At 68.8% G+C, this 19,093-nt stretch carries 27 protein-coding genes; 11 read left to right on the top strand and 16 right to left on the bottom strand.

Annotated elements, in window-relative coordinates; translation table 11 throughout:
* Positions 1-213: 213 nt before the first annotated feature.
* On the bottom strand, positions 214-1,224 hold the full coding sequence (locus QZ607_RS08705) for an aldo/keto reductase (protein WP_295881918.1): 1,011 nt from the start codon (positions 1,222-1,224) through the stop codon (positions 214-216).
* A 364-nt stretch (positions 1,225-1,588) separates the two neighbouring features.
* Here QZ607_RS08705 and QZ607_RS08700 point away from each other — a divergent pair, with 364 nt between their 5' ends.
* Positions 1,589-2,836 (top strand): Bcr/CflA family multidrug efflux MFS transporter, encoded by a 1,248-nt coding sequence (locus tag QZ607_RS08700; protein WP_295881917.1) that lies wholly within the window; start codon positions 1,589-1,591, stop codon positions 2,834-2,836.
* Positions 2,837-2,990: 154 nt separating this feature from the next.
* Here QZ607_RS08700 and QZ607_RS08695 read toward each other — a convergent pair whose 3' ends face one another.
* The 4 genes from QZ607_RS08695 to QZ607_RS08680 form a co-directional block, all read right to left on the bottom strand.
* Positions 2,991-3,557: a histidine phosphatase family protein gene (locus tag QZ607_RS08695; RefSeq protein ID WP_295881914.1), complete on the bottom strand. Its 567-nt coding sequence runs from the start codon at positions 3,555-3,557 to the stop codon at positions 2,991-2,993.
* 39 nt (positions 3,558-3,596) lie between these two features.
* Positions 3,597-4,628, bottom strand: a complete 1,032-nt coding sequence (locus QZ607_RS08690; RefSeq protein ID WP_295881913.1) for an ABC transporter permease — start codon at positions 4,626-4,628, stop codon at positions 3,597-3,599.
* A gap of 165 nt (positions 4,629-4,793) precedes the next feature.
* Complete coding sequence (locus tag QZ607_RS08685; protein ID WP_295881911.1) at positions 4,794-5,699, bottom strand: ABC transporter ATP-binding protein; 906 nt, start codon at positions 5,697-5,699, stop codon at positions 4,794-4,796.
* A 331-nt stretch (positions 5,700-6,030) separates the two neighbouring features.
* Entirely contained in the window at positions 6,031-6,222 is a 192-nt protein-coding gene (locus tag QZ607_RS08680; protein ID WP_295881909.1) for a DUF2892 domain-containing protein, read from the bottom strand.
* Between the two features lie 362 nt (positions 6,223-6,584).
* Between QZ607_RS08680 and QZ607_RS08675 the strand changes: the two genes are divergently transcribed.
* Entirely contained in the window at positions 6,585-7,712 is a 1,128-nt protein-coding gene (locus QZ607_RS08675) for a trypsin-like peptidase domain-containing protein (RefSeq protein ID WP_295881908.1), read from the top strand.
* Here the strand turns inward: QZ607_RS08675 and QZ607_RS08670 are convergent.
* Both QZ607_RS08670 and QZ607_RS08665 read right to left on the bottom strand, forming a co-directional pair.
* Positions 7,694-8,002, bottom strand: coding sequence for an Hpt domain-containing protein (locus QZ607_RS08670; RefSeq protein WP_295881907.1), 309 nt, complete (start codon positions 8,000-8,002; stop codon positions 7,694-7,696). The two genes, QZ607_RS08675 and QZ607_RS08670, sit on opposite strands and share 19 nt — an antisense overlap.
* A 21-nt stretch (positions 8,003-8,023) precedes the next feature.
* Positions 8,024-8,320 (bottom strand): response regulator, encoded by a 297-nt coding sequence (locus QZ607_RS08665; RefSeq protein WP_295881905.1) that lies wholly within the window; start codon positions 8,318-8,320, stop codon positions 8,024-8,026.
* 23 nt (positions 8,321-8,343) lie between these two features.
* Here QZ607_RS08665 and QZ607_RS08660 point away from each other — a divergent pair, with 23 nt between their 5' ends.
* On the top strand, positions 8,344-8,823 hold the full coding sequence (locus QZ607_RS08660; protein ID WP_295881904.1) for a DUF192 domain-containing protein: 480 nt from the start codon (positions 8,344-8,346) through the stop codon (positions 8,821-8,823).
* 326 nt (positions 8,824-9,149) lie between these two features.
* On the opposite strand, the gene QZ607_RS08655 is transcribed toward QZ607_RS08660, so the two are convergent.
* The 3 genes from QZ607_RS08655 to QZ607_RS08650 all read right to left on the bottom strand — a co-directional run bounded on the left by QZ607_RS08655 (position 9,150) and on the right by QZ607_RS08650 (position 10,656).
* Positions 9,150-9,344, bottom strand: a complete 195-nt coding sequence (locus QZ607_RS08655; protein WP_295881902.1) for a hypothetical protein — start codon at positions 9,342-9,344, stop codon at positions 9,150-9,152.
* A gap of 625 nt (positions 9,345-9,969) precedes the next feature.
* Complete coding sequence (locus tag QZ607_RS25835; protein ID WP_367268171.1) at positions 9,970-10,284, bottom strand: PIN domain-containing protein; 315 nt, start codon at positions 10,282-10,284, stop codon at positions 9,970-9,972.
* A 111-nt stretch (positions 10,285-10,395) separates the two neighbouring features.
* Complete coding sequence (locus QZ607_RS08650; RefSeq protein WP_295881901.1) at positions 10,396-10,656, bottom strand: DUF6364 family protein; 261 nt, start codon at positions 10,654-10,656, stop codon at positions 10,396-10,398.
* Positions 10,657-11,155: 499 nt separating this feature from the next.
* Between QZ607_RS08650 and QZ607_RS08645 the strand changes: the two genes are divergently transcribed.
* Both QZ607_RS08645 and QZ607_RS08640 read left to right on the top strand, forming a co-directional pair.
* Positions 11,156-12,736, top strand: coding sequence for a response regulator (locus tag QZ607_RS08645; protein WP_295881899.1), 1,581 nt, complete (start codon positions 11,156-11,158; stop codon positions 12,734-12,736).
* Complete coding sequence (locus QZ607_RS08640) at positions 12,733-12,855, top strand: hypothetical protein (protein ID WP_295881898.1); 123 nt, start codon at positions 12,733-12,735, stop codon at positions 12,853-12,855. The genes QZ607_RS08645 and QZ607_RS08640 overlap by 4 nt, the downstream gene beginning before the upstream one ends.
* Positions 12,856-12,914: 59 nt before the next feature.
* Here QZ607_RS08640 and QZ607_RS08635 read toward each other — a convergent pair whose 3' ends face one another.
* Both QZ607_RS08635 and QZ607_RS08630 read right to left on the bottom strand, forming a co-directional pair.
* Positions 12,915-13,340, bottom strand: coding sequence for a TA system VapC family ribonuclease toxin (locus QZ607_RS08635; protein ID WP_295881897.1), 426 nt, complete (start codon positions 13,338-13,340; stop codon positions 12,915-12,917).
* Entirely contained in the window at positions 13,340-14,515 is a 1,176-nt protein-coding gene (locus QZ607_RS08630; protein WP_295881895.1) for an IS4 family transposase, read from the bottom strand. Before QZ607_RS08630 ends, QZ607_RS08635 begins: the two co-directional genes overlap by 1 nt.
* 853 nt (positions 14,516-15,368) lie before the next feature.
* Between QZ607_RS08630 and QZ607_RS08625 the strand changes: the two genes are divergently transcribed.
* Positions 15,369-15,773, top strand: coding sequence for a hypothetical protein (locus tag QZ607_RS08625; RefSeq protein ID WP_295881893.1), 405 nt, complete (start codon positions 15,369-15,371; stop codon positions 15,771-15,773).
* Between the two features lie 29 nt (positions 15,774-15,802).
* Here the strand turns inward: QZ607_RS08625 and QZ607_RS08620 are convergent, their stop codons facing one another.
* Positions 15,803-16,111 carry an addiction module antidote protein gene (locus QZ607_RS08620; protein WP_295881892.1) on the bottom strand — a complete coding sequence of 103 codons (309 nt, stop codon included), beginning with the start codon at positions 16,109-16,111 and terminating at the stop codon, positions 15,803-15,805.
* Positions 16,108-16,323: a type II toxin-antitoxin system RelE/ParE family toxin gene (locus QZ607_RS08615; RefSeq protein WP_295882067.1), complete on the bottom strand. Its 216-nt coding sequence runs from the start codon at positions 16,321-16,323 to the stop codon at positions 16,108-16,110. Before QZ607_RS08615 ends, QZ607_RS08620 begins: the two co-directional genes overlap by 4 nt.
* Between QZ607_RS08615 and QZ607_RS08610 the strand changes: the two genes are divergently transcribed.
* From QZ607_RS08610 to QZ607_RS08595, 4 genes are all read left to right on the top strand, one after another.
* Positions 16,249-16,491, top strand: a complete 243-nt coding sequence (locus QZ607_RS08610) for a hypothetical protein (RefSeq protein WP_295881891.1) — start codon at positions 16,249-16,251, stop codon at positions 16,489-16,491. The genes QZ607_RS08615 and QZ607_RS08610 overlap by 75 nt on opposite strands.
* Positions 16,492-16,643: 152 nt before the next feature.
* Positions 16,644-17,207, top strand: coding sequence for a type II toxin-antitoxin system VapC family toxin (locus QZ607_RS08605; protein ID WP_295881889.1), 564 nt, complete (start codon positions 16,644-16,646; stop codon positions 17,205-17,207).
* Positions 17,208-17,214: 7 nt separating this feature from the next.
* Complete coding sequence (locus tag QZ607_RS08600; protein ID WP_295881888.1) at positions 17,215-17,451, top strand: prevent-host-death protein; 237 nt, start codon at positions 17,215-17,217, stop codon at positions 17,449-17,451.
* 47 nt (positions 17,452-17,498) lie between these two features.
* Complete coding sequence (locus QZ607_RS08595) at positions 17,499-17,657, top strand: hypothetical protein (protein WP_295881887.1); 159 nt, start codon at positions 17,499-17,501, stop codon at positions 17,655-17,657.
* A 236-nt stretch (positions 17,658-17,893) separates the two neighbouring features.
* On the opposite strand, the gene QZ607_RS08590 is transcribed toward QZ607_RS08595, so the two are convergent.
* A complete protein-coding gene (locus QZ607_RS08590) occupies positions 17,894-18,073 on the bottom strand; it encodes a hypothetical protein (protein ID WP_295881885.1) in 180 nt (59 codons plus the stop codon).
* Positions 18,074-18,107: 34 nt separating this feature from the next.
* Here QZ607_RS08590 and QZ607_RS08585 point away from each other — a divergent pair, with 34 nt between their 5' ends.
* Positions 18,108-18,233, top strand: coding sequence for a hypothetical protein (locus QZ607_RS08585; protein WP_295881883.1), 126 nt, complete (start codon positions 18,108-18,110; stop codon positions 18,231-18,233).
* Here the strand turns inward: QZ607_RS08585 and QZ607_RS08580 are convergent.
* Positions 18,206-18,850: a hypothetical protein gene (locus QZ607_RS08580; protein WP_295881882.1), complete on the bottom strand. Its 645-nt coding sequence runs from the start codon at positions 18,848-18,850 to the stop codon at positions 18,206-18,208. The two genes, QZ607_RS08585 and QZ607_RS08580, sit on opposite strands and share 28 nt — an antisense overlap.
* Positions 18,851-19,093 lie beyond the last annotated feature (243 nt).

Here is a 19,093-nt window from a genome sequence, read left to right as displayed (position 1 = left end):
CGGCGTCGTCACGCAGCTGGATCAGTGCGGCGGTGGCGCGGGTCTGGGGACGCCGACTTTCAGTCGGCTTGGCCGCCGTGAGGCGGCCTGTTGCGGCGAATGGGTGGTGCCTGTTGGCGGTGCCTGTTGGCGGTGCCTGGTGCAGAGGTGTCGCGCGGCGCCGACTGGAAGTCGGCGGCCCCGGGTGGGCCGACGGGACGTCGGCGGTTCCAGTCAGTTCCAGGCCAGCGCCGCGCGGGTGCGCCAGTAGGTGTCCGGGGCTTCCTGGAGCGCCTCGACCGCGGCCTCGGCGTCGGCGTCCCAGTTGACCTTACTCGCCGTCAGGTTGGCTTGCAGCTGGGCGGTGGTGGCCGCGCCGCTCAGCACCACGTCGGCCCAGGGCTGGGCGAGTGCTGCGGCGAGGGCCACGGCATCGAGCCCGACACCGAGGCGCGCCGCGAGCGCGCTGAGCCGCTGCCGGCGCTCGGCGAAGCCGGGTGCGGTGTTGCGGTCGGTGAGCCGGCCGTTGGCGAGCGCCTCCTTGACGATGACCCCGAGCCCTTCGGCGTGCGCCTGGGCCAGCGCCGGCCCGGCGGAGGGCTCCAACAGATTCCAGGTCGCCTGCACCGCATCGAACAGCCGGACGCCGTCCACGCGGATGTCCATGGCCCGCCGCAGCACGTCTGCCTGGGTCGGGCCGCTCAGCGTGAGCCCGATGCGCAGGCCGTCGGACTTGAGCCGCGCCAGTGCGCCGTGGACCTGGGCGTCGTCCAGCACGCCGCTGTCGAACGTGGCGGAGTGGATCTGGTACAGGTCGAGCCAGTGGCCCAGGTGCTCGCGGGTCTCGGCCCACTGGCGCTCCAGCACCGGCAGGCGGTGGTCCTTCACCTCGTGCCTGTCGGCGTCTACCTGCCAGTCCGCGGTGTAGGTGTAGCCCCACTTGGAGGCGACGGTGACGGCATCCGCCGGGACCTGCCGTGCGGCGAGCCAGGCGCCCAGAAAGGCCTCGCCGCGGCCATAGGAGCGCGCGGCGTCGAAATAACGCACGCCGGCATCCCAGGCGGCGTCCAGCACCTGCCAGGCGCGCGCCTGCATGGCCTCGACGCTGCGGCCGTCCTGGTAGTCCTCGCCGTGGCCCAGGTTGATGTAGCCGGGGCGGCCGAGGGCTGCCATGCCCAGGCCGAGGCGCAGGGCCTGGCTGCGGCCGTGGGCGAAGGGGTTTTGGGAAGGTGCTGTCTGCGGCATCGCGCTGTCCCGCTGCATGTCCGGCAGGCGATGGCCCCGGCAGCCGTTGCTGCGATGTCCGACGCGGCCTGCGCAGGTCCCGGTCGCGTGGGGCGGTCGCCTTTGAATGCATTCATGTCCTGCAGTGACGCTATGGTGTTCTGCTCGGGCCGAGACAAGGTGCTGTTCCTGTGTTTCGCCGCCGAGCGTGCGGCGGCGAGCCGACCGCCTGCCGATCCCCGCTCGGGTCCGGGCGCCGACGCGCCAGCCCCGGCCGGCATGCGATGATGGCGCCTCATGCCGCCGTCGGGCATGGTCGGCCGCCGCCCGCCTCGCTGCCCGGCCGCGCTCGCGGCTGCGCCCCGCCCGCCCGCCCGGTGTCCTGATGCCCATCTCTCCGTCGCTGCTGTTGACGCTCGGGCTCCTGTCCGCGCTCACGCCCTTTGCCATCGACATGTATTTGCCGAGTATCCCGGCCATCGCCCGGGACCTCGGCGCGCCTGTCTCGCTGGCCCAGCTCAGTGTTACGGCCTATCTGGGCGTATTCGCCGCCGCGCAGCTGCTGCTCGGGCCGCTGTCCGACGTGCTCGGCCGGCGGCTGCCGGTGGCGGTGGGGCTCGCGGTGTTCGCGCTGGCAGACGTAGCCTGCGCCCTGGCGCCCAACATGACGGCCATGCTCGCGGCCCGCGCCGTGCAGGCGCTGGGCGGCGCGGCGGTGGCGGTGACCGTGCCGGCGCTGGTGCGGGACTTGTTCGAGCGTGACGACTATGCCCGCGTGATGGGACTGGTGATGCTGGTGATGGGCCTCGCCCCGCTGCTGGCGCCGAGCCTGGGCGGGCTCGTGGTGGTGGTCGGGAGCTGGCGCTGGGTGTTCGCGGTGCTGCTGGGCATCACGGCGGTCACCGCCGTGCTCTTCTTCCGGCAGCTGCCAGAGACCCTGCCACCGGCGCATCGGCATCGGCTGGACCCGGCGGCGGTGGCGCGCAACTACGGGCTGCTGCTGCGCCACCGCGCCGCGCTCGGCTACCTGCTGACAGGCATGGCGAGCTTCGGCGGCATGATGATCTTCATCGTTGCCTCGCCCTATGTCTATATCGATCTGCACGGCGTGCCCGCGAGCTGGTTCGGCCCGCTGTTCGGCATCAACATCGCGGCGGCGATGGTGTTCTCGTATCTCAATTCGCGCTGGGTGCCGCGCTTCGGCGCCGAGCGGCTGCTGCGGGCGGGGCTCATGGTGCAGGGCGCGGCGGCGGCGGCGCTGGCGCTGCTCGGGCTGGGGGCGGTTGCCCTGGGTGCAGCACCGCCGCTCTGGCTCATCGCCCTCGGCGCCGGCGGCTACATCGCCATGGCGGGCGTGGTGATGGGCAATGCCATGGCGGGCTTCATGGCCTATTTCCCGCGCATGGCGGGCACGGCGTCGGCCTTCGCGGGGGCGGGGCGCTTCGGCTTCGGGGCGCTCGCGGGCACGCTTGCGAGCCTGGCGCACAATGGCACCGCGCTGCCGCTGCTGCTGGGCATGGGGCTCAGCGGCCTGCTGGCGGTGGGTACCTACCAGCTCCTCTGCTGCAGCACGGTGCCGGCGGCGGCGCGGGCGCGGGAGTTGGGTGGGGACCGGCCACCGCGGCTGCGCTGACCACAGGCCGCTGAGCCCCGGTCCGTTGACCCCGGCTCGCGTCGGGGCCGCCGACGGCAGCATGCCGGGCGGATCAGCGCAGCGCATCCGCCGCCCCGGTCGGTGCCTGCGCTGCGCTCAGCCAACCGACAGACGACGGGCTGCGGCGGCGGCCTCAGCGCGTGGGGATGCGCCCGAGCACCTCAATCCCATCGCCGTCCGGGCGCACCACGACGATCTCGCCCGAGCCCGGAAAGACGTCGGTGAGGGCGGTGATGTTGACCTGGTGGGTCACCAGCACCAGAGGCGGCGTCCCGGCTCGGGTCCGCACGCGGATCAGGTCCAGCACCGCGGCGGTGTGCCCGGGCGCTGCGCTGCGGTTGCGGAAGAAGGAATTCAGGCCCGGGAAGGGCTCCACCTCCCCCAGCGCCAGCCCTCGCGCGGTGTCCAGGCAGCGGCACCATTGGCTGGAGTAGAGCCGGGCGGTGTCGATGCCGTGGCGGCGGAAGCGCGCGCCGATGGCCGCGGCCTGCTCACGACCTTCGGCGGAGAGATTGCGCTGGGTGACGCAGTCGCCGAGGGCGAAGTCCGCCGGGTCGCCGGTGCCGGGGGCCAGTGCGTGGCGCATGAGTGCTGCGGCCTCGCCGGCGCGCAGCTGCTGCCAGAGGGCGTCATCGTCGGCGGCTGCGGCGGCGCCGATGCCGAGGGCGAGCAGCAGGAGCAGGGTGGCCAGAGATTGCATCGGCGTCTCGTCGAGTCGGGTGGATGGGTGCGCGGCGGGCTACTCCCACCGGAACAGCCGGGCCGCCGTGAACAGCAGCAGGGCGGCCAGCGCCGTCAGCAGCACCAGCTGCGGCAGCACGTCCAGCACGCCGGCCCCGTCGATCATGATGCCGCGGGCGGCGTCCACCACGTGGGTGAGCGGCATGAGCTGCGAGAGCCATTGCGCCGCGGCGCTGGTGCCCTCCATGGAAAACCAGACACCGGAGAGCAGCACCATGGGCCAGGCCATGAGGTTCAGCAGGCCGTCGGCGAGCTCTTCGGTGCGCAGGCGCGAGGCCACCAGCAGACCGAGGCTGATCATGCACAGGCCGCCGGCGATGTACACCAGTACCAGTGCCGTGTAGGAGCCGCGCATGGGGAAGTCCAGAATGGCCAGCGCGCCCAGATACACCAGGGTGCCTGTGGCGATGACCACCAGCAGGCGCGAGATCACCTGCGCCGAGAGGAACTCCAGCGGGCGCAGCGGCGTCGCCTTGAGCCGGCGCAGCACGCCGTTCTTGCGGTAGCGCACCACCACCCAGCCGACGCCCCAGAGGCTGGAGAACATGACGTTCATGGCGAGCACGCCGGGCAGCACCCAGTCGGCGTAGCTGAGTGCCTCGCCCGCGGCAAGCCGGCGCTCCGGGGCCGGCTCGTCGCCGCGGGCGTGGGCGCCGAGCAGCAGGCGCTCGGTGATCTGGCCGTTGGGCGACGCCGGGTTGACCCAGTAGCCCGTCACCGCGCCCCCCGGCCCGCGGCTGTCCACCAGCAGGTCCAGCTGGTGGCGGGCGACCTTGGTGACGGCGGCGCCCTGGTCCGAAACCGGCACGAAGGTGACGTAAGGTGTCGCGAGGAAGCCCGTGTCGTCCGCGGCGGTGTCAGGGTCGCCCAGCACGCCGACCTTGAACAGGTCGTCCGGGCCGCCGCCGAAGATGAAGGCGAAGGCGACGATCATCATCACCGGCATCATGATGTTCCAGATGAGACCGGCGCTGTCGCGGTAGAACTCGCGGTTGCGGGCGGTGAGGACGGCTGTGATGCGTTGCCACATGGCGGATGCTCGGTTGCGGGAGTCGGTTGCCGACGAGGGCTCGGCAGCGGGGTCGCACGCGTAACGGCCCACTGTTCAGGGCTGAGGGCTGAGGGTTGAGGGCTGAGGGCTGGGCCGGGATTCCTCAGCCCTCAGCCCTTTCCGCTCGGTGAGCGTCTGCCACTCTCACGCCCGCAAACTGTGCCCCGTGAGCTTCAAAAACAGGTCCTCCAGGCTCGGCGTCTCCACCCGCAGCGCCGTGAGCCCGGCGCCGATGCGCTCCAGATAGTCCAGCACCGGCGGCACCTGGTCCGTGTGCAGCTCGATTTCGTGCTCGGCCTGGCGCGCGTAGTCCGGCAGCGGCTCGCCGGCGGGCCAGGCGTCCGCGGGCAGGCGCACGACGGCGGGTGGGAAGTGCTCGCGCACCAGCGTCCGGGGCGCCCCCTGGATGATGATGCGGCCGTGGTCGACGATGGCGATCTCGTCACACAGCCGCTCGGCCTCTTCCATGTAGTGGGTCGTCAGCAGCACCGTCTTGCCGCGTGCCCGCACGGTCTCGATGAGGCCCCAGAAGTTGCGCCGGGACTGGGGGTCCAGGCCCGTGGTGGGCTCGTCCAGGAACACCAGCTCCGGGTCGTTCACCAAGGCGATGGCGAGCAGCAGCCGCTGGCGCTGGCCGCCGGAGAGCTTGCGTGTGTCGCGGCTCAGGATCTCGCCGAGATTGCAGAGCCGGACGAGCTCGTCGCGATCAGTGGTGCGACGGTAGAGCCGCGCGAACATGCTGAGCGACTCGCCGACGGTCTGGAAGTCCTGCAGCGCCGTGGCCTGGAACTGGATGCCGATGGCCTCGCGGAAATCCGCGCCCAGCGGCGCGCCCCGGAACAGGATCTCGCCCGAGGTGGGCGCCTGAATGCCCTCCAGCATCTCCAGCGTTGTGGTCTTGCCGGCGCCGTTGGGGCCGAGCAGCCCGAAGCATTGCCCGGGACGCACAGAAAAGCTGATGCCATCAACCGCCTTGACGCCCGGGAAGTGCTTGCAGAGCGCCCGCGCCTCGATGAGCGCTGTCTGATCAGTGCGGGCGGCGGTGTCCATGGGCGCAAGGTGGGGGCGTTCGGGGCCGTCAATAGATCTGTGATGAGCGCACGGCTTACCCGAGCAGGGCTGCGACAAACCTGACGGCACCTGATCTTCTGGCACCAGCGGACTTTAGTCCGCCTGCCCCAGGGTGCCGGCAGAAGTCCGCGTCCCCGGAGGCCGCCGTGCGAGGGCGGCGGCGGTGCACCGGCGGCATGCCTTCTCGGCTGCGTTGCCCGCTTAGGGGTGTCACCGCCGGGGCTTAACGCCAGACACGCAAAAAGCCCCGCAGCCGCCGGCTGCGGGGCCCTGCTGTCTGCCGCCCCGGGACCGGGGCGGCGGCGGGCGCTTACTCGCCCTGCTTCTTGGTGCTGATGTTCAGCGGGATGTAGGCCAGGCAGGTGCCGAAGTAGGCGGTACCGACGGCGATGAGTCCGAGGATGCCGAGGATCCAGCTCTGTAGGAAAAGGCCAGCCAGAATGAGCAGCGCGCCGGCGCCGTAGCGGATGTTGCGGTCCTGCAGACCAATGTTCTTGACCATGTGTGAAGCTCCAATGGGCTTGCTGAGGCTTGTGGTCGGCGTGCCCGCCGGGTCCATCGTGCGGCGAGGGACGGGTGGCGCAGCGCCGGTTGCGAAGGGAGATGGGTGCGGGCGCGGTGAATTTCTCACCAATGACCCTGCTGATGAAGTGGTTAGTATAGCCGGGGCGGATCGGCCGGTCGTTGCGATCGGACAATCAAACGGCGCTCGCGCCGGCTCAAGCTGCGCCGCGGCCACAGGTGTGTATGGCCCACTTGTGCGACCATTGGCCATCGCCCTGACGCGGTGGCTCGGATGCCGCCGGCGTCCGGCTGCCGCGTGCCGCTCGGCTGCCGTTCAATTGCCATCGCGCGGACCCTGACATGCACGGTTTACCACTGTCGCGGCTCCTGTTCTGGGCCGCCATCCTGTTCCTCGCCTCCGTTGCGCTCAAGCCCTGGCTGGAGGACCTTTTCGTCAGTATGCAGGCGGAGCCGCGGGCGGTGACGGCGCGCGGCGAGCTCGCCGGCGACGAGGAGGCCACCATCGAGATCTTCCAGCGCGCGAGCCCGTCGGTGGCCTACATCGCCACGACGGCGCCGCTGCTGAGCCCCTGGACGCGCAACCTCACCGAGGTGCGCCGCGGCACCGGCAGCGGTGTGGTCTGGGATCGCGACGGGCACGTCGTCACCAACTGGCATGTCATCGAGGAGGCCCGCAGCGCGCGGGTGGGGCTCTCCGACGGGCGCAGCTACAATGCCCAGTTCGTCGGCGCGAGCCCGGAGCACGACCTGGCGGTGCTGCGCATCGGCGCCTCGGCGGCGCGGCTTCAGCCGGCCATCATCGGCTCCAGCGCGGACCTGCGGGTGGGGCAGAAGGTGCTCGCCATCGGCAATCCCTTCGGCTTCGACTACAGCCTCACCACCGGCGTGGTCTCGGCGCTGGACCGGACCATCCTCTCCGAGCAGGCCGGGGAGATCCGCCGCCTCATCCAGACCGACGCCGCCATCAACCCCGGCAACTCCGGTGGCCCGCTGCTGGACAGTGCCGGGCGGCTCATCGGCATCAACACCGCCATCTACAGCCCGTCCGGCAGCTTCTCCGGCATCGGCTTTGCCGTGCCCGTGGACACGGTGAACCGCGTGGTGCCGCAGCTCATCGCCCGCGGCGAGTACGTGCGCCCGCGCATCGGCTTCTATGGTGACGACGACATCGCGGGCCCCGTGCTCAAGGAGCTGGGCGTGGAGGGCGTGCTGGTGCTGCGGGTGGAGCCGCGGTCGCCGGCGGCGCGCGCCGGGTTGCGGGGCACGCAGGTCTCCGGGGCCGGGGAGCTCATTCCGGGTGACATCATTCAGCGCATCGACGGTGTGCCTGTGGACAGCATGGCGGCGCTCATCGATCTGCTGGAGCGCTACGACGCCGGCGACACGGTCACGCTGGACGTGCTGCGCGACGGTGCGCAGGTGCCGTTGGACGTCACCCTGGGCGGGCGCTACGGGCGGCTCGACTGACGTGTTGTGAGCGAGTCCACTGACCCGCTGCTGATGCGCGCGGACGCGTCCGGTGGTGCCGCAGAGCTGGCGCAGAAGCGCGCACGCAGGTCGGCATCCACGGGACCGTCGCCTGCCAGCGCCCGTTCCAGGCGACCGGCTGCGGCGGCCAGCTCCGCCGCGCCGAGCGCGCCGGCGGCACCGCGCAGGCGATGCAGCAGATCGTGCACCGCTGCGCGGTCGTCGGCGTCCAGGGCTGCGCCGATGGCAGCGATCGCCGCGGGATACTCGGCGAGGAAGGTGCGCACCATGCCGCACCAGGCGTCCGGGGCCTAGTCCAGCCAGCGCAGAACATTGGCCGCATCGAAGCCGGGCAGAGCGCGTGCGCCGATCACGGTCCCGGGCGCCGGCTGCGCCGTGGCGGTGGCGTCCGTGGGCAGACGCAGCCGGCGGCACAGCTCGGCGTAGAGCACCTCGGGCTCCAGCGGCTTGGTGAGGTAGCCGTCCATGCCCGCCGCGAGACAGCGCTCGCGCTCCTCGGCCAGGGCGTTGGCCGTCAGGGCGACGATGGGGAGCGCCTCCCCGCCGGGCAGGGTGCGGATGCGCCGGCAGGCCGTGAGCCCGTCCATCTCCGGCCCCGTCCCCCCGCGCCATGACCCGAGGGCCGTCCCCCGCCGCGATCATCCTGGCCGCGGCCCTCCTCGCCCTGACCCTCGCCCAGGCGTCCGCCGAGGGGGTCATTCGCCCGGACGCTACCGTCTCCTTCCTCTCCACCGAGGGCCGGGTGCTGGCCCGCATCCAGGCAGAGATCGCCGACGACCCCGCCGCCCACGCCCGCGGGCTCATGTGGCGCCGCCTGCCCGACGATACCGTCGGCATGCTGTTCGTCTTCCCGCGGGCCGCGCCCCGGCGCTTCTGGATGTGTAACACCCCGGGCTCGCTGGACATGCTGTTCGCCGACGCCGAGCGCCGCATCGTCGCCATCGCCCGCGACACCACCCTCATGTCCGACCAGCGCTACCCCTCCGGCGCCCCGGCCATGTACGTGATCGACACCCGCGCCGGCTTCGCCGAGCGCCACGGCATCACCCCCGGCACGTCCTTCGACTACACCCCCGCCCCTGCGCCATAGCCCCTCGGGTGGAACCGCTGCGCTTATTCCACTACCGGGCTTCAGGAGGGGTCGTTCCGGCGGCTTTCCAGGAAGCGCGCGTAGCGTTCGCGCCGCGACTTCACCCCGCTCGATCTGTCGGGGACAGTGCTCTTGCGTGAAGGCCGATGTGGCGAAGACCTGGGGCTCCGGCAGCGCATCGAGAAGGTCGCCGGGGAAATCGATATCGACCCTCTCCGTCAGGACCGGCAACCCGAGCAGGTGCTCCCACAAGGCGACCGATTGGCTGCAGACCAGCGTCAGATCCTCGTCGGCCCGCGCGAGCCAGCGCAGCACCTCGTCGATGTTCATAGCTCCTCCAGAAGCGCCGCGTAGGCGTCCGGGGACAGCTCGCCGACCCTGAGGTCAGCGCCCGCGAGAACATCGCCGATCTCGTTCGGCTTGCGCTGCCGATCTCGTTGCAGTCGCTGTGAGGCGCCGTGGCGCTCCACCGCCCGGTAGAACGGCACCCGGAAACCGGCGTCGGCGACGATGATCGGCATCAAGCCCGCCGGCAACCCGCCTCGCGCTGCAGATGCCGGTTGCCCACCAGCCGATCGGTGCGCTTGAGCTTGTGGCAGAACGCCCCCGCACCCGGCAGGCGCCGGGCGATGTCGGTCAGCGTCAGCCCCGGCCCCAGCACACAGGCCGTCACCGCCGCGAACAGTGCGGCCAGACGTGCACGATGGATCGGGACGAGGAGATCGAGATCCGCCGCCGCGACGGCGCCGTGTCTTCGCTGAGCGCCAAGGGCCGCGCTCCGGCTCGCCGTTCGACGTGCCCGGGATCCGCTCGGACGCGACGGCGGCCGATATCCTCGATGCCGTGCGCGAGCCCCGCGCCGAGGAAGAAGGGCCGAGGGCCTAGGGCCGAGGGTCTCTCGCTCCCACGCTCCGGCGCGGGAGCCAGTGCGGACGCTCCAGCGTCCCGATGCGCCGGACCGCTCGCGCGGTCAAGACCGCGGGTTCCCACGCTGGACAGACCGGGCAAGTATTCGCCGCGTTGGCGGTGCAGCCCGGATGGAGCGCCAGCGGAATCCGGGAACGGTCTCAGCGGAAACGACATTTCAACAGGTTACGGCACACCCTGGATTGTCTGGTTGCTTGTCACGGTTCCCGCCGAGGCCCGTCAGGATTCGTCGACCGCCCGATCAAGCAACGCGAGGAATTCGTCGGGGGCAAGCACGGGCAGGATGCCGGCCGGGAAATCGCCGACGTTGCGCGTCAGCAGGTAGTCGGCGCGCGCGTGCAGTGCGCTGTAGAACTGGAGGGCGTCCTCGAAGTCGGGGATATCCGAGTCGATTGCCTGGTTCAGGATGCGCTGGTCCGGAGCGACGCTGGCGAAGACATCGCGGAGCAGGACCAGTGCCCGGCGCGCGGTGGCCAGGTCGCGGGCCTTGCGAACGATGTAGAAGACGTTGTTGAAGCTGATCGCGGAGACCAGGGGCCTCGCAGGCGCCGGTCTCGGCGAGGGTCCAGACGCGGGCGGCCGCGGTGTAGAACGGCTCGCGCTTTGCCAGGACGTCCAGCAGCAGGTTGGTGTCGACGAAAAGCCTCATCCGAGGTCGCCATAGCGCTCCCAGAGGGCGTCACCGAGGAGATCGGCGTCTGCATGGCCGGGGCCCAGATCCACCAACCCAGTCGCGGCCCGGGTGAGGGGGCCGATGAAGTCCGAGCCGCGCGGACAGTCCAGCGCGTCGAGCCCGCGGACGAGTCCGGCGAGCATGGCCGAGACACTGGTGTTACGGGCACGTGCGGCCTGCTTGGCGCGCGCTATGACCGACTCGTCCATGCTGAGGGTGAGCTTTGTGTTCATGGCAGATCGTCAGCTACGTAATAGTCACCAGACACGCTACGTATGATCGGCCAAATCGTCAAGCCGTCTGCCTCCGTCTCGCCTGGCCGTCGCGGCGGTGTATTTCAGACTCGCCGGCCGGGCAGGGCGACATCGCCTCGGTGCCGGAGATCGCACGACATCGCCTCAGCGCCGCGGATCGCGCGCCGGGGGCATCGAGCCCCCGGCGCGCGAGGCCGGCTGGAAGCCGGCAGTCCCAGTCGGCCGACGCTCCCACGAGCTCGGGTGTCAGGTTGACGCTGGCTTGGGCAGGCCGCGAAAATCCCGCCTAATGGCCCGGAACGGGGGCCTTTGAAGCCCACGACGCATCAATCGCCCGCGCTCGGCGTCTCTGCGTTCGGTGCGCGAGGGGGCGATTCCCGGAGTCGGCACGGACTGCGCCGGCCCGCCGGTGCAATCTCCCCCGGCGTAACGATCACCGAGGCTCCAGCCGACAGGTCGGCGAGGTATCCCGATCTCTATGCAGCAGACAGCTCCGCCACGTCCGGCCAGCATCCTCATCATCGACGACGAGCCGGTTCAGCTCCGCGCCATCGTTGCGGAGCTTACCGAGTTGGGCTTCGAGACCCTGATCGCCCGCGACGGGCCCGACGGCCTGCGCAAGGCGGAACAGGGCCGGCCTGACCTGATCCTGCTGGACATCCGGATGCCCGGCTGGGACGGCTACGAGACCTGCCGGCGTCTCAAGTCCATCCCGCTGACGCGTGCGATCCCGGTGATCTTTCTCACCGTGCTGAGCGACACCGCGCAGAAGCTCGCGGGCTTCGACGCCGGCTGCGTGGACTACATCGCCAAGCCCTTCGATCATCGCGAGGTCCTGGCGCGCGTGAGCGCGCACCTGCAACATCGGCACCTGTTCGCACGCATGGCCGAGCAGTTGGAGCCGCCCCGCCAGGCGCGGGCGACCCGCGCCGGCGGCAAGGACGCTGTGCCCGGGGAGGCCACGGATCAGATGGGCCTGCGTCTTCTCTACCGCGCCATCGACATCCTGCTCGACGAGATGGCCGAGCCCCCCGGGCTCATCGAGCTGGCCCACCGCGTCGGCACCAACCAGGCGCGGCTCGGGCGCGAATTCCAGACCCACCTGGGGATGACCACCTTCGAGTACCTGCGCGAGCAGCGCCTGGTCCGCGCGCAGACCGCCGCCGGCCGGCGCGCGCGCTCGAACCAGGCCAGCAAAGTCGCCCGCAACGCGAAGGAGCCGTGGCTGCTGGTGGCCTCGCCACAGCTTGCCGAGCGCAGCGCCAAGCCGCTGGTCTCAGCATCGGAAGGGTTGGTCGATTCGCGGTACTGCGGGCAGAAGCCACCGCACATGGTTGATGATCTGATCGCCGAGCGCCGCTCTTTGTTTTCAAACCGACGAACGCTCTGTGAGGTATTTCCGACCAGAGAGAAAACGGGGACAAGAGAGAAAGCGGTGACAGACGCTGACGGACATCGGGCGGCGGTTCACTGGGCAGACGAGCCTGCATGCCTCAGGTCAGATCCCTTTTTGATGGAATGCGTCCGAGCAATAACGGGCCAGGCGCGATTCGCGAGGCTGGCTACGGCGATCTTGGGCTCTGGGGCGATGGCACGCGGCTCGGTGCCATGCCGACCTCCGCGAAGCCGTCGGCGCGGCATCGAGCCGCGCGCGGCTTCACCAACGTCGATACCCTCACCACGGGGGATACGTTGTACGGCATCTATTACAACGCCGAGACCCATCAATGCGCCCAGCTGGCCAACGCCAAGGACCGCGTGGACAGCGCCGTCGACATCCGCACCCATCCGAAGTGCAAATGACCGGGCGTCTCCCGGCACCGAGGGCCTCTGGCTCCGACGCCCGGCGTTGGAGCCGGCTGCAACGCTCCAGCTTGGTGTTGGTCGAGGGGCTTCGGCTCGGCCGCGGCCGTTCGGCACCCGACGCGACGCAGGAGTGTCGGAGCGAGGAAAGCTCGGCTTTCCGGCTCCCAAGCTCCGCTTGGGAGCCAGGCTCGGAAAGCTCTGCTTCCCGAGGGCTGTTGGCTCGCGAAGCTCCCGTGGTGAGCGTCTCACGTGAAGCAGAGCTTCACACATCGTGTTCCCAAGCGGAGCTTGGGAACAAGGAGAAGGAGAAGGAGAAGCGCCGCGCGCCGCGACGAGATCGCCAATGACCGGCTGGCGATGATCATCGATTGACGGACGGCGGCGTGGCGGCTGTGGGATGGGTTTCGCTTCGCTCTACCCATCCTGCGCATTCAAGCGAGCGGATCGCACCAAGACAGTCCGGTGAATGCCGCGAAGTCCCTGTCGGAGCTGTAGAGCGAGAGGCCATGCTCCATGGCGAGCGCGGCCAGGTGCGCGTCCGGCACAAGGTTGCCCGTCGCCCTGGAGGCGACCAGCAGGTTGCCCAGGATCTCCGCGTGGCGCTCCGCGGGAGCCGGAATCCAGACACTGCGGCAGGCGAGCCAGCGGCGGACCTGCCCCCAGGCCGCCTCCGTGCTCAACGGGGACGTGAACAGACGGGCATTCGTCGTGATGCGCATGAAGGCCAGCAGAGCCGGCCGGGGCAGGCCCACGCGCCGCGGCCCGTTCAACTGGGTATCGAGCCAGTCCCGCGCTGCCTCATGCTGGGGGAAATCCTTCAGCGACGCGTACAACAGCAGATTGGCGTCGACCAGCATCAGCGCCAGTCCTCCGCCTCACTGGTGGCCAGCACCTCGGCCACGTTGTCCAGGCTCGGCACCCGCGCGCCCAGGCGATGGGTCTGGGTGCGAAACGGCGGTCCTTCGGGCGAGTCCTGATGCTCCATCCGATCCAGTCCCATCCGCAGCAGGTCGTTGATCAGCCGTTTCTGCACGCCCCGCCCCGCACCCGTGGTCTTGATGTTGCGCAGATCCAATTCCACGTTCCAGCGGCGCTGATGCAACACCTTCAGCTTTTTCTTCGGGGCCGCTTTGGCATCCAGGAAGGTGGTGACCATGATCTTTCCGCCGGCGGCGAACTCGCGCACCTTCAGCGTTGCCGGGGCTTGGGCATACTCCTGGGGTGTCATCCATTCCGGGCGCCTCGACGGTTTCTCCAACACCACCAGATGATCGCGCGCGCCGAGACGCTCTCCGGTTTTGAAGTCGGTGCTGCGTTTGCGCGCACCGTACTGCTGGAACACCCCATCGACGCGGCGTTGCACCAGTTCGCACAGCAGGAAATAGGTCGGGTAGAAGGCATCGCCGAGCAGGATATCGTCCACCTCAAGCGCATCGAGGAGGCTGCGCAACAGGGTTTGCTCATCGCTGCCCTTGCCTTCACACGGGCCGATGGCCGCAGCGAGCAGTGCGCCGCTGCCCAGGCAAATCAGTGTCACCATGCGGCAGATCGGGAAGCCTAAGCCGGGCTTCTGGCTGCTCGGCTGTGGATAGACGGCTTGGTTCTCCGCCGTGTCCGCCATGGTCGCGGTCGCGCCATCGACCAAGCGCACCGGGCGATTCCAGGAATGCCACCAGCGCGGTGCACCCGCGCCGATCATGCTGCCGACCTGCCGTGCCAACTCCGAGATCATCTCCGTCGGCAAGCGTCCGCGCGCCTGGCAGTATGCACTCGTGCTCGCAGCACAGCGGGGCAAACCGCCGAAGATACGCTTGATCACGGCCGCATCGACCGCCTGTTGACAGCTGCCGTCAGCCGAAAGTACCTGCGCCAGAAACATCGACAAGGTCTCCGTCGGCGGGAACAACCGTTCGCGATGCTCCGGCAGCAGTTCTTCTACTGCATCGAACAGGCGGGCACTGGTCAACACGTTGAAGAAAGCGTATGAGTCGGTCTCGTCGGTGCGGCGCTGAATCTGTTTCTGTTGCTCCAAGGCCGGACGATGGGTAGCATGCATGAAGGCTGGCGCCTGAGATGGTTGGTGTTGTTTGGCGATTTCACCGTACCATCTTGGCCAGCCTACCCCAAGCGTTTTCAAGCGCTTGCGCTTATCTTAGTGCCATTCGGGTCTGACCCCTTTTTCCACCCGTCCCCGTCCCCGCGACCGGGTTGCTTCTGATCCCGGGACTCCTCGGCCTCCTGGTGCGGCGCCAGCGCGGCTACAACGACTGTTCCCCGGGGCCGCTACGACCAGAACCAGCACGGCGAGTCCTATAAAAAGGGCTGCCGCGCCGCCGAGGACGGAAGTCGACAACTTCCCCTCGCATCCGAAGTGCAATTGACCGACTCTTTGTCGCTTGCTCCTACGCGCCAGAGACCGTGCAGGAATTGGCCGTAGGTCGGGCTGACGGCAGGAGGCCCAACGCGATGCCTGAGGTAAGCGCTTGAATGCTGGGCCTCCTTCGTCGGCCCAGCCTACACGGCGATCGCGGTTTCGGGCGGGAATAGGAATACCTTCACAATCTCGCCAGCGCGGGAGCAAGCGCGGACGCTTGAGCTTCCCGAGGCGTCGGACCGCTGGAGCGGTGAAGACTGGGTTCCCACGCCGGAGCGTCACTGTCGTTCCTCTGGTTCCCAAGCTCTGCTTGGGAACCCGGCGTTGGAAGCTCTGCTTCCCGTGCTGAGACCCACGCCAAGCAGAGCTTGGCGCACCGAGTTCCCAAGCGGAGCTTGGGAACGAGTGCGGATCCCTGTAGCCCGTGGATGGGGAGAGCGAAGCGAAACCCATCTGTCGAAGCCCTTCATTCCACTTCGCATTCAGATCAAGCTTTCGCATCAACCCCGAAATGACCATGACCCCAATCACCCGCACCCTGTTCGCCGCCCTGCTGGGCTCCAGCGGCGCCCTGGCCGGCGACATCCACACCGAGCGCGTCCAGTTCCACAAGGGTGCCAACAGCGCCACCATTGAGGGCCGCATCCAGGGCGACATGACCATCGACTACGTGCTCGGCGCGAAGCAGGGCCAGTCCATGAACGTCAGCCTGTCCACCGACAACGGCGCCAACTACTTCAACATCATCGCGCCGGGTAAGGAGAACGAGGCGATGTTCGTCGGCGCCAGCTCCGGCAACCAGTTCGAGGGCCCGCTGCCGGCGAGCGGCGACTACAAGGTCCGCGTGTATCTGATGCGCAGCGCCGCGCGCCGCGATGAGATCGCCAACTATCGGCTGGAGATGATCATCGATTGACGGGCGGCGGCGCGAAGCGCGCGACCGGCTCAGGGATGCAGGTGCGGTCCGGCGATGTCCAGCCTGACCCCCAGGGCGCCGAGCAGCCGCCGCATGGTGTCGAAGCGTGGGTGGGCGCCGGGCTTGAGCGCCTTGTAGAGGCTCTCGCGGCCGAGGCCCGCCTCGGCCGCCACCCGCGAGATGCCGCGGGCCTTTGCTACATCTCGAACCGCGGTGAGAAAGGCGTCCGGGTCTGGGTTCTCAAGGGCCGCACGCAGGTACTCGGCGATGGTCTCGTCGCTGTCCAAGTAGTCGCTGGCGTCGAAAGGGGCCAATGCCAGCTCGTCGGTTTGGCTCATTGCTTGTGTCTCAATTGCTTCGCGTAGGTCTTGGCCTTGTCGATGTCGCGCTCCTGGCCGCCCTTGGGGCCACCGCAGAGCAGGACGTCGACCACATCCCCGGTGCGTGTGAAATACAGTCGATAACCCGGTCCCGCATGAATCCGCATCTCAGATACGCCCTCTCCGACGGGCCTGCAATCGCCGAACTGACCCCGTTCCGCGGAGCGAATACGTTCGACAATGCGCGCCTTGCCGATGAGATCCTTGAGCTTGGTCAGTCAGGTATCGAAGGCGGCAGTTCTGAGGATAGTATTCACGAGGTCCAGAGTGTATCCATTCGGATACGGACAGGCAAGCTCGGGAAAGGGGCCAAGCTCGATTTCCGGTTTCTACCCTGACCGCGGGCGATACCATCTACGGCACCTACTAAAACGCCAAGACCCACCAGTGCGTCCAGTTGACCAGCAACGACCGCGTGGTCGGCGTTGACGACGTGCCCAGCCATCCGAAGTGCCGCTGAGCCCGCTATCCGCACCGGCAGGGCCGTAGGATGGGTAGAGCGAAGCGAAACCCATCCCGCAGCGGGGCTCGCGCTCCGGCATGGGCGCGCATCCGGCACCACGCCAGCGGCCTGGCGTCGCCGACGGGAGGGTGGCGCCATGATCGCGACGCCGGCGCGACACTTGATCTGCCCGAAATCACTTGTACAATTGTACGAATGAAAATTGTCGCGGACACCAACATCCTGCTGGCGGTCGCGCTCGACGAGCCCGAACGGCAGCGCATCATCGACCTGACGGTCGGGGCCGAGGTCTTCGCCCCGGAGATCCTGCCCTACGAGATCGGCAATGCCCTGTCGGCCCTGGTCAAGCGCCGACGCCTGACCGGCGAGCAGGCGATGGCTGCCCTGGCCGTCACCCGGCGGATGCCGGTCCGTCTGGTGGCGGTGGACGTTGCGCAGGCGCTGCAATTGGCAACCGACAGGGGCATCTATGCCTACGACGCCTATGTTCTGCACTGCGCCCGCGCCCTGTCGTATCCGCTGCTCACCCTCGATGCGCGCATGCGGCAGGTCGGCGCCGAGCTGAAGATTACGCTGCTCGAGCAGGAGTGACACGAAGATGCAGGTATTTACCTACTCCGAGGCCAGGCAAAACCTCGCAAAGCTTCTTGAGCTGGCCCAAGACGAGGAGATTGAGATCCGCCGCCGCGACGGCGCCGTGTTCTCGCTGACCGCGAAGCGCCCGCGCTCCGGCTCGCCGTTCGACGTGCCGGGCATCCGCTCCGCCGCGACGACAGCCGATATCCTCGATGCCGTGCGCGAGTCCCGCGCCGAGGAAGAAGGGCCGAGGGCGTAGAATGAGTAGAGCCAAGCGAAACCCATCTGTCCAAGGCCATCGACGTGATGAGCGCGCGCGGCGTCACCAACGTCGATACCCTGACCGCGGGCGACACCATCTACGGCACCTACTACAACGCCAAGACCCACCAGTGCGTCCAGTTGACCAGCTACGACCGCGTGGTTGGCGTCGATAACGTCCCCAGCCATCCCAAGTGCCGTTGAGCGCCTGCCGTTCCTGGCACCCTGACCCTCTGGCCCCCAACGCCCAGCGTTGGGAGTCAGTCGCAACGCGCCAGGGTTGGGCCGGTCGCGGGGGCTTGGGATCGCCCGTGGCGGTTCGCCAGCAGACGCGACGCTGAAGCATCGGGGCGGGAAAAACCATGATTGTCGTCTTCAGGCTCGTCTATCTCTGCGCGGCGCTACTGTCCATTGCCGCGGGCGTGCTCGTCGTCCGCAGCTTATTCATTGCGGGTCGGGCCCCGCAGACGAATGAATACCTCGGCATCCACCTGGCTGTCGGCGCCGTCTTCCTGGGCGTCGGCGTCCTGCTCGCAGGGATAGAGCGGCACGTCGCCGGGATTGCGGCACTGGCGATGGACGGGGACGCTGCCGAGACAGCCCGGGGGCTGACCGCCCACCTCAGCCGGCTGCTGGCGTACCTGCTGGCGGGAGGTGGCTTGCCAGTTCGAGGGCGTGCTGCCCGCGAGCGGCGACTACAAGCTGCGCGTCTATCTCATGCGCAGCGCCGCGCGCCGCGACGCGATCGCCAATTACCGGCTGGAGATGATCATCGATTGACGGGCGGCGGCACGCTCCGTCCGATTTTTGGGCAGGATGCCCAATAAATCGATATCTCCCTGGAGCCGCACCACCCGAGTACGTCGCCCACCGGGGCTGACCTGCTCCTCCTCACTGAGCCGCTCAGCCAGCGGGGGAATGCCCATGCGGCGGTCGAAGATCACCAGCCAGCCCGAGTCGAGCCCGAGTCCGGCCAGATAGCCGTCGAGCTGCGCGAGGCCCTCGGCCAGCGGGTCGGCGGCGCCCTCGCGCCAGACCTTGAGCGCCAGCCCCAGGGTCAGCGCCCCATAGCGCAGGCACAGGTCCATGCGCCCGCGGCCGATGGCGTATTCGCGCTCGATCATCCCATTGCCATTGACCACCCGCTGCAGGAAGGCCATCAGCACCAGGTGCGGGGCGATCTCGTGGTAGGGGGCGCTGCCGAGCAGGGGCTCGCCGTGCTGGCGCCAGAAGTCGATGAAGGCTTCGAGCAGGCGATCCGGGTTCAGGCTGCCGTCGGCGTCGAGCCAGGTGGGGCTGATCCGTGGCATCGATGCGTCGGGGGTGAAGGTCAGCGCGCGGGGCAGCACCTCCCGATAGATCGGGTTGGCGATGGTCAGGCCCGCGCCCGGCGCCATCCGGCACAGGCCCAGGTCGATTCAGATATTGAACGTCGTCTTGGGGCACGTGTCCCAGCGCGGTGCCGGCCAGCATCGGCTCGATGATGTGGCGCACCCGCGGCTCGTGCAGCTTGTCGGCGAGTTGATCCAGGTGTGTCACCCGGCGCAGGATCAGGTTCTCCTTTAAAGTGGACCCCGAAAACAGGACACAAGTTTAAGCTAGCGCCCAACACAGAAGAGGCATCGAGACATGGGCGAAGC

It is taken from the genome of uncultured Thiohalocapsa sp. (assembly GCF_913063425.1).
Lineage (GTDB): Bacteria > Pseudomonadota > Gammaproteobacteria > Chromatiales > Chromatiaceae > Thiohalocapsa.
This window is presented reverse-complemented; position numbering and strand designations above follow the sequence as displayed.